This window comes from Lysinibacillus sp. NPDC097231, assembly GCF_044761885.1.
Taxonomy (GTDB): Bacteria; Bacillota; Bacilli; order Bacillales_A; family Planococcaceae; genus Lysinibacillus.
Genome location: NZ_JBIWDH010000010.1, coordinates 64,565 through 77,446, shown reverse-complemented (window position 1 = coordinate 77,446; position 12,882 = coordinate 64,565). Strand labels below are relative to the sequence as shown.

Below are 12,882 nucleotides of genomic sequence, written 5' to 3'. Positions count from 1 at the left end.
GGAAAGAAAAGCTAGCGACGGAAAGAAGAGTCAGAGCGACGGAAAGAAAGGTAGAAGCGACGGAAAGAAGAGTCAGAGTGAAGGAAAGAAAAGCTAGCGACGGAAAGAAGAGTCAGAGCGACGGAAAGAAAGGTAGAAGCGACGGAAAGAAGAGTCAGAGTGAAGGAAAGAAAAGCTAGAGACGGAAAGAAAGGGCCAAATCGACAGATAGAATCATCAAAGAACGACGTACAAAACCATAGATTTAAAATGAAACAAAAAAGGCATCTCAGAAATAAATCTGGGATGCCTTTAATTTCTTTTATTTACGATCGTTACGATCCATAATTTGGTCGATTAAACCGTATTCTTTTGCACGTTCAGCTGTCATAAAGTTATCGCGATCTGTATCTCTTGCAATTACTTCAAGTGGTTGACCAGTACGTTCAGATAAAATACCATTTAATTTTTCACGTAAGAATAAAATGCGTTTCGCAGCGATTTCGATCTCTGTTGCTTGACCTTGTGCACCACCAAGAGGTTGGTGAATCATTACTTCTGCATTTGGTAATGCGAAGCGTTTACCAGGTTCACCAGCAGCAAGTAGGAAAGCTCCCATTGATGCTGCCATACCAATACAAATTGTCTGAACTTGTGGTTTGATAATTTGCATTGTGTCATAAATTGCCATACCAGCAGTGATAGATCCGCCTGGTGAGTTGATGTAAAGAAAAATATCTTTATCTGGATCTTCTGCTTGTAGGAATAAGAGCTGAGCAACGATTGAGTTGGCAACATTATCGTCAATCGCACTTCCTAATAGGATAATACGGTCTTTTAGTAGTCGTGAATAAATGTCATAAGCACGTTCACCACGACTTGTTTGTTCAATAACTGTAGGAATTAAATTCATGTTAAATCCTCCTTAAAAAACTAAAATTCGAATACCTTTGCTGAAAACATCTGTTGTATTTCAGCTGTATCCTTATCATACACATTATAGTCAGGGAAGGTCAAATATTAACCCTGCTAAAGTGAAATTAATTAAATCAATTTTTCCTTGAGGTAAATGAGTCCGGATTTTGAATTGAGCAAAGGTCTACACTCGTGGTCATTTCGGTAAAGTCATTGGAAGTGGCGTTTTTACCGATGCAGGTCAGTTAGCCGTTTGTAGGATGCTAAGGTTTGAGGCAAACACCCCTTTTTTCAATTTTTTCAATATCCGTAACATCCGGTTTTTGTACACTTACTGAAGGTAGATAAAAAAAATTAAATTGTTTTGCATTCTATAGTTGAATTATGAGCAATACGTTTGTATAATGATATAGGTCATAAGTTAAAGTACGTTACACTATTTTGCAGGTATGCTTCAAAGTGAGGGTTATCTACATCATGCTTTTGGAAAAGCCTAGAGTGAGTACTTTTTTTTTTGTTTAATTGCCCTCGTGGTGTAATGGATAACACGTAAGATTCCGGTTCTTACACTGGGGGTTCGATTCCCTCCGAGGGCGCCATTTTACTGATTAATTGATATACTTTTATAGCTCGAATCTCCTAATAAGTAGTTTAGCAGCCTGCTTAGTGGAGATAGAGAGGAAAAATAGTGGGAAGCTGCCCTAGTTGGCATTATTCCCGTATTCGTTCCTTTCAAACCTTCAAAAAAGCAACAACTCCAAATTATTTTTTAGTGAACATACCGTACGTTGACTAGCATGCTAGTCGAAAAAAAGAATCCTATCTGAGGGGATTCTTTTTTTTTGCCAAAATATATCTAATTTTGGCATGGGTGATTTTGTATAAATATTCATTTTAGGTTTTATTATTAGTTATTCATGCCGTTTTCTGCTAGGAAAACAAATAAAAATAAATTTTTATGAAAAAAAATTACTTTTATACGAAAAGTTATTGTCTAAAGGTAATAATGTTACTATAATTGACCTAATAGTCTAACATTTCCGAATTGCGAAAAATGAAGTACGATTCGGATAATTCGAATTAGGGGGAAACGCTATGAAAAGAAATTTGACGATGTTACTTATAGTTGTAGCAGCATTTACGCTAGTTTTAGCGGGTTGTGGCGCAAAAGACAATACATCAGCAGGTAGTGAGCCATCAGAAGGTGGAGATGGGAAGAAAGTTTATACGGTGGGAACTGAAGCTACTTTTGCACCGTTTGAATCACTTGACGATAAAGGAAACATCGTAGGGATTGATGTCGATGTTTTACAAGCAATTGCTGATGAAATGGGCTTTGAAGTAGAATGGAAAAACATTGGTTGGGAGCCTGTATTCCAAACAGTTAAAAATGGTGAAATAAATATCGGTGGTTCTGGAATAACAATTACGGAAGATCGTCAACAAACATTTGACTTTACAGAGCCATATTATGAATCTCAATTATTAATCGTTGTTAAAGAAGATTCTAAGATTAAATCATTGGCTGAATTAAAAGATAAAAAAGTTTCAGTACAAATTAATGCTACTGGTCATATGGCTGCGAAGAAGTTACAGGGTGAATCAAGTAAAAATATTATGGCATATGATACTCAACCAATCGCCATTCAAGAAATGCTAAATGGAAACGTTGACGCAGCAATTGGTGATAATGCGGTAGTTTATGAATATATTAAAGCGCATCCAAAAGACAAGCTTAAAGTTATCAAAGATGATGCATTTGAAAAAGAATACTATGGGTTCATGGTTCAAAAAGGCAATAAAGAACTTTTAGACTTATTAAATGAAGGTCTACAAAAAATTAAAGAAAACGGTAAATTAAAAGAAATTACAGGTTCAGACTTTAAGTAATAAATGCATGATGCCACTAGGAAAATTATGCTAGCGGCTTCATATTTTTCGTAACTTTTAAGGGGAAATGGGGCTTTCGGATGGACATCTTTGACTTACGCTGGGACATTGTCTGGAACTACCGAGATATGTTTATTCGTGGTATTGGTATAACACTTATTTTGACACTCAGTGGTTATTTTGGCGGAATTCTTTTAGGGTTATTTTTAGGATTAGGAAAACTATCAACTAAAAAGTGGATTTATTGGCCATGTAAACTATATGTAGATTTATTCCGTGGAACACCGATGCTCGTACAAATTTTATTAATCCATTTAGCATTGATCCCAACCATTTTTGGACATTCTTTAGGTTATATGGTGTCAGGGATTACGGCGCTTATTTTAAACTGTGCGGCATATAATGCAGAAATTTTCCGTGCGGGTATTCAAAGTATTGCGAAAGGGCAAATGGAGGCAGCTCGTTCTCTTGGCTTAACACATAACCAAGCAATGCGCAAAGTCATTTTACCACAGGCATTTAGACGTATGATCCCACCTTTAGGCAACGAATTCATTGCTCTATTAAAGGATTCATCTTTAGTAACAGTCATTGCGGCTCCAGATATTTTATATGCAAGTAAAGTAGTTGCAGGAGCAAGCTTCCGTTTCTGGGAACCTTACATTGTTGCAGCAGTACTATACTTAGTTTTAACGTATGGTGTAACAAAAATTGTGGCATTTATTGAGAAGCGATTTAGTAATAGTTATGTCCCTCGTAAGGCAGAAGGGCGGGAAGCACGATGATTAAAATTAAAAATTTACACAAATATTTCGGTAAGCTAGAAGTTTTAAAAGGTATTGATTATGAAATACAAGAAAAACAGGTTGTTTGTGTAATCGGCCCTTCAGGTTCGGGGAAAAGTACATTTTTACGATGCATTAATATGCTAGAAGAAGTAACAGATGGTGCTATCTATATCAAGAACGTAAAAATTAATGATCCTAAAACAAATATTAATGCAATAAGAGCTGAAGTGGGCATGGTGTTCCAGCAATTTAATTTATTCCCACATATGACTGTTTTAGATAATGTGACGATGGCTCCGATGCAAATTCGTAAAATGAATCGTGCGGATGCAGAAGCACTTGGACACGAGCTTTTAATGAAGGTCGGCCTAGATAGCAAAGCATATAATTATCCTGAACAGCTTTCTGGCGGACAGCAGCAACGTGTAGCAATTGCTCGTGCTTTAGCAATGAAACCAAAGGCGATTTTGTTTGATGAACCAACTTCTGCACTTGATCCGGAAATGGTAAAAGAAGTTCTAGATGTTATGAAAAACCTTGCAGCAGAGGGAATGACAATGATTGTCGTAACACACGAAATGGGCTTTGCACGTGAAGTTGGAGATCGTGTTGTCTTTATGGATGGTGGCTATATTGTCGAAGAAGGAAAACCAGAAGAGATTTTTGGTAACCCGAAAAGCGAACGAACAAAAGCATTTTTAGGTAAAGTACTTTAAAGGAATTAGGTACCTTCGTGATTTGGATATATTTCTACGATTAGCACTGAAAAAAATAAAGAAAAGAAAAAGGGCAGTCCCGAGTGATTTTTCACGAATGGGACTGCTCATTTTTTTATGTTTAATGAAGGGGATTTGATGTAGTGTCGTATGAGTTAAGCATAGTTTGCATATCTTGTTGTGAATATTGAGGTACTTGATAGTAGCCGTGCATATTTTGGTAAATAGATAATTCGTATGCCATTTCGATGCAGTTGGGAATACTATCTGCAACAACGCGACGAACTACAGGGTTTGTAGTTTCCGTTGCAGCTGCAGTCATACATTTTGCTGCACCCTTTTGAGCACCAAGTAAGAAGCCAGAAATTGCTTCATCGTTGAGTTCACTTGCATTTTGCATTGGTTTTTTAGGCTGCCCTGGGCTTAACCCAAATTTAAAATTGTTCCCTGTCTCCATTTGATAACGGCCAGTTGGAACAGATGGATCATGACCAGTTTTAAATGACTCCACAATAGTGTTATACATGCCTAATGTGAAATTATATTGGCGATCCAAAATGCTAAGTAGCTCAGTGTCCTTAACATGTGGACGTAAAATAATGGATTGGTTCATACCAGCAATGATTTCGCCAAGTGTTTCATGCATGTCCATTACCTCATGACCACCATGATTTAGGCTATGTTGTTGGTTAAATGATGTTTGGTTAGATGATTCGTTTTGAAACGATTGTGACAAAAAAAACGCCTCCTCAAATGTCATATTTTATTACAGTATTTAGTATGTCTGTTTAGACAAATTTCATACGGTATAAATACAGGGCATAAATAGATGTTTTGTTTTTAGCTACACATTAGTGGTAAAGTTAATGGTAAGAAGAGGTAGGTTAAGGAGGGTATGGCATATGAAAAAAGTTCTTGGACCTTTGGCAATTATTGTTATTATTTTAGCTGTATTAGCTTTTCTATTTGTCCCAAAATACAATAGCCTTGTAACAGCTGAGGAAAATGTTGATTCCAAATGGGCTCAGGTTGAAAATCAACTCCAACGTCGATATGACTTGATTCCTAATTTGGTGGAATCTGTTAAGGGGTATGCGAGTCATGAAAAAGAAGTTATTGCTAGTATTACAGAGGCACGAGCACAAATGGGTAGTGCGCATTCTCCAGAGGAACAGGCAGTAGCCAATGATGCATTAAACGGAGCGCTAAGTCGATTACTAGTTGTCGTAGAAAATTATCCAAATTTAAAAGCAGATGCTAATTTTCGTCAATTAATGGATGAATTAGCTGGAACAGAAAACCGGTTAGCAGTTGCTCGTGAAGACTACAATAATGAAGTGCAAGCCTATAATAAAACGGTTAAACGTTTTCCAGGGAATTTAATGGCAGGAATGTTTGGTTTTGAACAGAAAGAATACTTTAAAGCAGCTGCAGGGGCTGAAAAGGCACCATCTATAGATTTTAGTAATTCAGGTAAACAATAATGAGACGCTTTATTGTACAATTTGCCATCGTTTGTTTCGTATTTATTTTATCTATAAACATTGTAGATGCTGCAATGCCAAAGCCAATGAAAAATACCTATGTTCACGATTTTGCTAATGTCTTGTCTCCCTCCGTAAAGGAGGAGCTAAATCATTACTCGGAGCAGCTGGACAAAGGGACAGGTGCTGAAATAATGGTTGTCACAGTAGATACCATTAATGGGCAAGAACCAAAGATGTATGCCACAAAAATGATTCGCTCTTGGGGTATTGGGGATGCAGAGAAAAATAACGGTGTCCTAATTTTAGCAACGTTTGGGCAAGGGAAAGGTAATAATGATGTCGTCATTGCTGTAGGTCAAGGACTAGAAGGGGCATTGCCAGATGGTAAGTTAGGACGCATTTTAGATTCAGCGTTTAATCCAAATGCTGATGCAGGAGATATTGATAAAGCATTTAAAGCAACTTATACAGAAGTATTTCAAACGGTCGCTCAAGAATATAATTGGGATGGAGAAACACCTACAAATACAGCTGAAGATGAAGGAATGCCAACGTGGATGATTATTTTACTTGCTATCATAATACTTGTTTTATATTCATTTATGTCCAATGGTAAAGGAAGCGGTCCCAGAGGTCCCCGTTCAGGTGGACGTGGTGGTTATCCAGGTGGATTTGGAGGCGGCTTTGGCGGAGGCAGATCTGGTGGTAGTGGCTTTGGTGGGTTCGGTGGAGGCTCATCAGCTGGAGGCGGTGCAAGTAGGAAATTTTAATAAGTTATTATCAAAAAAAGTGAACTGTTTTTGTAGTTCGCTTTTTTTACTGGATGAAAAGGGAATTATATAGTATTATTATCATTTATTGACAAGTGGTGGTAAAAGTTGTTATAACTTTATTGATATCGGTAATCGATATAACGCTAACTGATATAAGGAGGAATCATTTTGAAGAAAAGATTTTTAACGGCATCACTAGCGATTATTTTAACGACATCTTCTGTCTATCCTATTTCGATGCAGGAGGTACGTGCTGCTAATGAAACTAGCAAACTGGTAGTAGCGCAAGAGGAAAGCATTTCTGGTCAGGAATTTCTTGAGTTAGCTGTAACAGCTCTAACGTTCCAACATGGATCAGAGACAATGCGTCAGCAAATCATTAAAAAGTGGGTACAGGGTGAAGAATTAAAAGATTTAAGTCTTACTATTAAACGAGACGAAGTGGCACGCATTTTAGTAAGAGCATTAAATAAAGAGGAAAAAGAAACAACGCTTGCTGAATATCAAGAAAAAGCAAATAAGCTAGGCTTATTTAATGGTCTTTCAACTAGTGAAAATTTAATTTCTAAACAAGACGCAATTAAAATTTTAAACAATGCTAACAATGTGAAAAATAGTGTCGGCAATGTAGGCGTGAAAGAAATTTCTGTAGAAGATTTCATGAAAAACCCAGGAAATTTCGGTTACGAACTTTCACCTGATGGCAATTACATTACTTTTGCCTCTGCATGGGAAAATCGTTCAAACGTTTTCGTGAAAAAAATGAATGATGCAAGCGAGCCAGTACGTGTATCAAGCTCAAAAGATCGTGATATCGCAGGATTTTTCTGGAAAGATGATACTTTACTATATTTAAAGGATAATGGTGGGGACGAAAATTTCCACATTTATTCAACAACATTTAATGGAACAGAGGAAAAAGATTTAACACCGTATTCAAATGTAACAGTTGGTTTATTAAGTGGCTTACAAGGTGTTAAAGACGAAATCCTTATTATGATGAACAAAGAAGATGCAACAGTCTTTGATGTATATAAACTGAATGTCAAGACTGGTGAAACTACACATGTTGCGAAAAATCCAGGCAACATTACTAGTTGGTTAGCAGATCGTGATGGAAATGTACGTATGGCAGTTGCGTCCGATGGAGTAGTTGGCACAATCCTTTATCGTGATTCAGAAAAAGATGAATTCAAGCCATTTATAGAAATAGAAGCAGGAGATGAAGTAACGCCACTTGCATTTTCTAAAGACAATAAACATATTTATGCTACTTCTAATAAGGGAAGAGACAAAGTAGAAGTGGTTAAATATGATTTAGAAGGCCATGAAGAAGTAATAATGTCTAACTCGGAAGTGGATGTATCAGGTGTATTATATAATGCTGAACAAGATAAAATATTATACGGTGCTTATTTAACAGATAAGGTACATTATCAATTTTTTGACGACAACTTTGAAAAACTGTTTCGTAAAATTCAAAACAAATTAGGTGTTTCTGAAAGCGAATTCGGCATCAATGATTACAACAAAGAGATGACAAAATTCATTGTAAGCGTATCTAGTGACACTGTTTACGGGAAATATTATTACTATGATTCAACTACAGATGAATTGACAGAATTGGCAACCTTAAGCCCTTGGTTAAACCCAGAAGAGCTTGCAGAAATGCATCCAATTTCTTATAAGAGTCGAGATGGCTTAACAATTAACGGATATTTAACTTTACCGAAAAACAAAGAGGCTAAAAACCTTCCCCTTATCGTCAATCCACACGGTGGACCATGGGCACGAGATATGTGGGGCTTTAATCCAGAAGTACAGCTCTTAGCAAATCGAGGTTATGCTGTGCTACAAGTAAATTTCCGTTCGTCGACTGGTTACGGTAAAGAATTCCTTCAAGCTGGTAATAAACAGTGGGGACTAAAAATTCAAGATGATATTACAGATGGCGTACAATGGGCAATCGAACAAGGTATTGCAGACCCTAAACGCATCGGAATTTATGGTGCATCGTTTGGCGGTTATGCTACTTTAGCTGGCATTACGTACACGCCTGATTTATATGCAGCAGCAGTAGATTATGTAGGTGTATCAAATATTTTCACACTGTTAAATTCAATTCCACCATATTGGGAAACAATGCGTAACATGTTCTATGAACGTGTAGGGAATCCAGTGGAAGATAAAGAACTATTAACAGCAGCTTCTCCTGTCTTCCATGCGGATAAAATTAAAACACCTCTTTTTGTAGCTCAAGGTGCAAATGATCCACGTGTAAATAAGGCTGAATCTGATCAAATCGTTGAAGCATTACGTGCAAGAGGCGTTGATGTGGAATACATGCTGAAAGATAATGAAGGCCATGGCTTCCATAATGAAGAAAACCGTATTGAATTCTATAATGCAATGCTAAAATTCTTAGATAGCCATCTGAAAAAATAATGCAAAAAAAACTGTGCAGGGAGTATCTTGCACAGTTTTTTATCGTTAAAAAGGATCTGTAATCATATCGATTATAATAGCTGAATTTTATTTCGATACATATCATATTTCTTACTATCAATAACGGCAATACAACGAGTCAACTGTTCTACGCCAGCGTGAATTTGACTTTCATTAACTTGAGAAATGCTTAAACGAATCAGATTTTCCTTTTTGTATTCTGGTAGGAACATTCTAGAGGCATCATCAACAAAAATATTTCGCTCTTTTAATAAATTTACTGTTTGTTTTGCACTTACGTTTTCTGGAAGAAATACAGCAAGATAAAATCCAGAAGAGGGTTGCGTATAATGCGTGTTATTTGGTAGCAATAACTTACAAGCTTCTTGTAAGTGTTGAATTTTTCTATAATATAGTTCTTTTATTTTCTTAATATGGCTACTAAACATTCCGTTTTTTAAATAAATCTCTAATGCTCCTTGAGAAAGAACAGAACTATTAAAATCGGCAGTAAATTTATAGCGTAAAAAATGGTTAATCATTAATTTTGGGAGAACAATAGTGGCAACCCTTAAACCAGGGAGAAAAACTTTAGAAAAGCTTTTTATATAAATAACTCTTCCAGTAGGATTATAAGCGAATAATGGATCTGATTTAGTATTCGGATCCAAATCCCCTAAAAAATCATCCTCAATTATATACACATCGTATTTTTCTGCTAATTCAACAATTCTTTTTTTCTCATTATTCGTGTAGCTATGTCCAAGTGGATTGTGAAATCTCGGAACAATATAGAAAAACTTGATATCGTTATTGCGAAAAATATATTCTAGATGATCGAAATCAATCCCATCCATAGTTAAATCAATCCCAAATGTATTCGCTTGCTGCAGATTGGCAGACTCTATAAAGCCAAAATAAGTAGGCTGTTCAATTAAAATATTGTTTTTTCCATTCGGAAATGGCATGGAAACTAATAAATTAAGAGCTTGCTGAGAGCCAGACACAATAAATAATCTTTCTGGTTCGGTAAATACTTGCAAGTTTTGTAAGTACTTCACCAATTGAAGTCGTAAAGAGTAGAGACCTTGTTGATCGGTGTAAGTAAATAATTCTTCTTTATAAGTATCAATGGCCTGATTGATACAGTGCTGAAAATCAATATAGGGCATGATATCTTTATCAGGACCAGCAGACAAAAAGTCAATAATATTATTTTTACTTTCTAGCTTTTGAAATTCATTGACAACATAATAGCCACTTTTTGGAACAGAAAAAATTAAGTGCTCTTTTTCTAGCTCGTCATATGCTTTAATAACTGTGTTTTTACTGCAGGAGAATTTTTCAGATAGTTGTCGTACTGAAGGAAGTTTACTACCCGATATAAGTAAACCCTTTGCCAGCTGGTTTTTAATTTCTTTAATAATCTCATTATATTTTGTACTCAAAATAGTATCCCTCCTCATTCTGTACCAGGACAGATAGCGGAAAATTCCGTTTATTTTTACGATAGTGCCTCTTAATATTTATTATACCAGCACAAGTGGTACAGTTTGATCTGAAAAATGATGGGAGATGATCATGATGCAAGAAAATAAGAAGGAAAAAATGGGGTTATTATTAGGCTTAGTCGGCGTTATCTGTTTTAGCTTAACATTACCTGCAACAAGTGTAGCAGTAAAGTATTTTGGGACTACAGTCTCTGGCTTGGGAAGGGCGGTAGTTGCTTCGATTTTAGTTGCTGTTGTATTTTATATAAAAAAAGAAAAACTGCCTACTGCTCGCCAATTCAAGAGTTTAATTATTGTCTCTCTAGGTGCTGTTATAGGATTTCCCATACTCACTTCTTGGGCAATGACGAGTTTGCCAGTTTCTCATGGTGCTGTAGAATTAGCTCTTTTACCACTAGCTACAGCAGGATTTGCCATGGTAAGGGGAGGTGAAATTCCTTCTGTTAAGTTTTGGATATCTAGCATAGTCGGCGCGTTGGCAGTAATAATTTATGCTATGTATCTTGGATTAGGTCAGCTACATGTTGCAGATTTTGCCTTATTAGCAGCGGTCATTATACTCGGACTAAGTTATGCTGAAGGAGGGGTACTAGCACGAGAATTAGGAAGCTGGCAAGTAATTGCGTGGGCAATCATAATAGCTGCTCCAATTCTCTTTATTCCAGTATTATTGAATGTTACGACAGAAATGTTCCATGCCCCTTTCATAGCCTGGATTAGTTTTCTGTATCTAGCTATCGTTAGCCAATTTTTAGCATATGTAGCCTGGTACGGTGGAATGGCTATGGGAGGAATTTCAAGAGTAAGCCAAATTCAATATTTACAGCCATTTTTAATGATTATTTTTGCTGCTCTATTTCTCAATGAATCGATCACATTATTTACTATTGTAATAGCCATCGTTGTTGTAGCTTCCGTTATCATTGGTAAGAATACTACTGTTGTTAAAAAAGATTCTGTATGAGTTAAACGAGTCATTACAGTAGTATCTTGCTTACAATTAGCTATTTCGATTTATAATAGCTAAAGGAGGTGCTGTACAATGAACATAAAATTTTTTAGTCGAGCTAATTGTGGACTATGTGTAGAGGGTTTGCATACATTAAAGCTTGTACAGGAGGAAATAGGTTTCGATATTGAAATGATTAATATTGAAGAAGATGAAAGCATACATGAAAAGTATATGTTAATGATTCCGGTAGTAGAAAAGGATGGGCAAGTGATACAATACGGCAATTTGGATTACGCAACACTTATGGAGCATTTGTGTAGCGAATAACAAAGGGGGATCTGCTTTTGTACATACCAGCGGCTTTTAAAATGAAGGATATTTCCGAGATGATAGAAGTTATTCAGGAAAACAGTTTTGCAACACTCTTTTCAACTCATGAAGGCATGCCCTTTGCTACACATCTACCATTATTATTCAATGACACAAAGGACTGCTTAATTGGGCATTTCGCCAAAGGTAATCCTCAATGGAAGGATATTGAAAATCAAAAGGTTTTAGCAGTGTTTCATGGACCACATTGCTACATATCTCCATCATGGTATGAAACAAATCAGGCTGTCCCAACATGGAATTATGTAGCAGTACATGTATATGGAGAAATCGAGCTTATTGAGCACGATGATGAATTAATAAAATCCTTTAATAACATGATTAAAAAATATGAACATCCTAACAGCACATATAGCCTAACTCAGGTAGATGAGCAGCTAGTCAGCAATCTAAATAAAGGAGTTCAAGGCTTTAGATTAAAAATCATAAATATGGAAGGTAAGAAGAAGTTAAGTCAGAATCATTCTAATGATAGACAGCAATTAGTAATTCGAAAACTAGAAGAAATCGAACATACAAATGAGCAACAAATCGCTCGTTTAATGAGGCAAAACATGAAGTGAATGAAACCCTTCCTAAAAATTTCGCATTTCTTCGACTATGTAGAGGCAGTGAAGAAGGAGCGGAATTTTTTGTTTTGCCAAGGCAAAATTGATGCAAATTTAAGCTGTAATAACCTCAATTCACAAATTGTTCAATGAAAGCGTTTTGAATTTGAACAGTTTGTGAAGACCTTCACATTATGCTTCCTTTTTAAAAAAATTGGAGTAGAATAAGAATCAAGTAAGACGTTGTTATAAAACAGTTTATCAAAAACATCACATTATTTAGTGGTTGTTATATTACAAAAACGTATTTGAAGGGAGATTTTACAATGTGGGTTATTACAGTATTTGAGAAAAAGGACGTTCGTATTTTTGAATACACAACTAAAAATGAAGCAACAAAAGCTTTAGGCGGATTTAAGAAAAACGCAATTTTATCTTTCACAAAATAAACTAACTAAAAACTCGTAGCCATGTCTAATTGGCTACGA

At 36.0% G+C, this 12,882-nt stretch carries 13 protein-coding genes and 1 tRNA gene; 11 read left to right on the top strand and 3 right to left on the bottom strand.

All coding sequences use genetic code 11. The features are described from left to right. Positions 1 to 301: 301 nt before the first annotated feature. Complete coding sequence (gene clpP / locus ACIQXF_RS08575; RefSeq protein ID WP_079563765.1) at positions 302 to 892, bottom strand: ATP-dependent Clp endopeptidase proteolytic subunit ClpP; 591 nt, start codon at positions 890 to 892, stop codon at positions 302 to 304. A gap of 526 nt (positions 893 to 1,418) precedes the next feature. Between clpP and ACIQXF_RS08570 the strand changes: the two genes are divergently transcribed. From ACIQXF_RS08570 to ACIQXF_RS08555, 4 genes are all read left to right on the top strand, one after another. Further along, positions 1,419 to 1,493, top strand: a tRNA-Arg gene (locus tag ACIQXF_RS08570). Between the two features lie 496 nt (positions 1,494 to 1,989). Next, positions 1,990 to 2,784 (top strand): basic amino acid ABC transporter substrate-binding protein, encoded by a 795-nt coding sequence (locus ACIQXF_RS08565; RefSeq protein WP_402781464.1) that lies wholly within the window; start codon positions 1,990 to 1,992, stop codon positions 2,782 to 2,784. Positions 2,785 to 2,864: 80 nt separating this feature from the next. Continuing rightward, on the top strand, positions 2,865 to 3,569 hold the full coding sequence (locus ACIQXF_RS08560) for an amino acid ABC transporter permease (RefSeq protein ID WP_402781461.1): 705 nt from the start codon (positions 2,865 to 2,867) through the stop codon (positions 3,567 to 3,569). Continuing rightward, positions 3,566 to 4,288, top strand: a complete 723-nt coding sequence (locus tag ACIQXF_RS08555; protein WP_402781458.1) for an amino acid ABC transporter ATP-binding protein — start codon at positions 3,566 to 3,568, stop codon at positions 4,286 to 4,288. The genes ACIQXF_RS08560 and ACIQXF_RS08555 overlap by 4 nt, the downstream gene beginning before the upstream one ends. Positions 4,289 to 4,409: 121 nt before the next feature. On the opposite strand, the gene ACIQXF_RS08550 is transcribed toward ACIQXF_RS08555, so the two are convergent. Beyond that, positions 4,410 to 5,024: a spore coat protein gene (locus ACIQXF_RS08550; protein ID WP_402781455.1), complete on the bottom strand. Its 615-nt coding sequence runs from the start codon at positions 5,022 to 5,024 to the stop codon at positions 4,410 to 4,412. A 166-nt stretch (positions 5,025 to 5,190) separates the two neighbouring features. On the opposite strand from ACIQXF_RS08550, the gene ACIQXF_RS08545 reads away from it, so the two are divergent. The 3 genes from ACIQXF_RS08545 to ACIQXF_RS08535 all read left to right on the top strand — a co-directional run bounded on the left by ACIQXF_RS08545 (position 5,191) and on the right by ACIQXF_RS08535 (position 8,993). Beyond that, the gene (locus ACIQXF_RS08545) at positions 5,191 to 5,772 is read left to right on the top strand and encodes a LemA family protein (RefSeq protein ID WP_402781452.1); all 582 of its coding nucleotides are present in this window, start codon (positions 5,191 to 5,193) and stop codon (positions 5,770 to 5,772) included. After that, entirely contained in the window at positions 5,772 to 6,545 is a 774-nt protein-coding gene (locus ACIQXF_RS08540; protein WP_402781449.1) for a TPM domain-containing protein, read from the top strand. Before ACIQXF_RS08545 ends, ACIQXF_RS08540 begins: the two co-directional genes overlap by 1 nt. A gap of 171 nt (positions 6,546 to 6,716) precedes the next feature. After that, positions 6,717 to 8,993 carry a S9 family peptidase gene (locus tag ACIQXF_RS08535; RefSeq protein WP_402781446.1) on the top strand — a complete coding sequence of 759 codons (2,277 nt, stop codon included), beginning with the start codon at positions 6,717 to 6,719 and terminating at the stop codon, positions 8,991 to 8,993. A gap of 71 nt (positions 8,994 to 9,064) precedes the next feature. On the opposite strand, the gene ACIQXF_RS08530 is transcribed toward ACIQXF_RS08535, so the two are convergent. Then, entirely contained in the window at positions 9,065 to 10,441 is a 1,377-nt protein-coding gene (locus tag ACIQXF_RS08530) for an aminotransferase-like domain-containing protein (RefSeq protein WP_402781443.1), read from the bottom strand. A gap of 136 nt (positions 10,442 to 10,577) precedes the next feature. On the opposite strand from ACIQXF_RS08530, the gene ACIQXF_RS08525 reads away from it, so the two are divergent. The 4 genes from ACIQXF_RS08525 to ACIQXF_RS08510 all read left to right on the top strand — a co-directional run bounded on the left by ACIQXF_RS08525 (position 10,578) and on the right by ACIQXF_RS08510 (position 12,843). Then, positions 10,578 to 11,468 carry a DMT family transporter gene (locus ACIQXF_RS08525; protein ID WP_402781560.1) on the top strand — a complete coding sequence of 297 codons (891 nt, stop codon included), beginning with the start codon at positions 10,578 to 10,580 and terminating at the stop codon, positions 11,466 to 11,468. Positions 11,469 to 11,546: 78 nt separating this feature from the next. Next, positions 11,547 to 11,783 (top strand): glutaredoxin family protein, encoded by a 237-nt coding sequence (locus tag ACIQXF_RS08520; protein WP_402781440.1) that lies wholly within the window; start codon positions 11,547 to 11,549, stop codon positions 11,781 to 11,783. Positions 11,784 to 11,800: 17 nt separating this feature from the next. Continuing rightward, positions 11,801 to 12,409 carry an FMN-binding negative transcriptional regulator gene (locus ACIQXF_RS08515; RefSeq protein ID WP_402781437.1) on the top strand — a complete coding sequence of 203 codons (609 nt, stop codon included), beginning with the start codon at positions 11,801 to 11,803 and terminating at the stop codon, positions 12,407 to 12,409. Positions 12,410 to 12,720: 311 nt separating this feature from the next. After that, positions 12,721 to 12,843 (top strand): hypothetical protein, encoded by a 123-nt coding sequence (locus ACIQXF_RS08510; RefSeq protein ID WP_402781434.1) that lies wholly within the window; start codon positions 12,721 to 12,723, stop codon positions 12,841 to 12,843. The last annotated feature ends 39 nt before the right edge of the window (positions 12,844 to 12,882 follow it).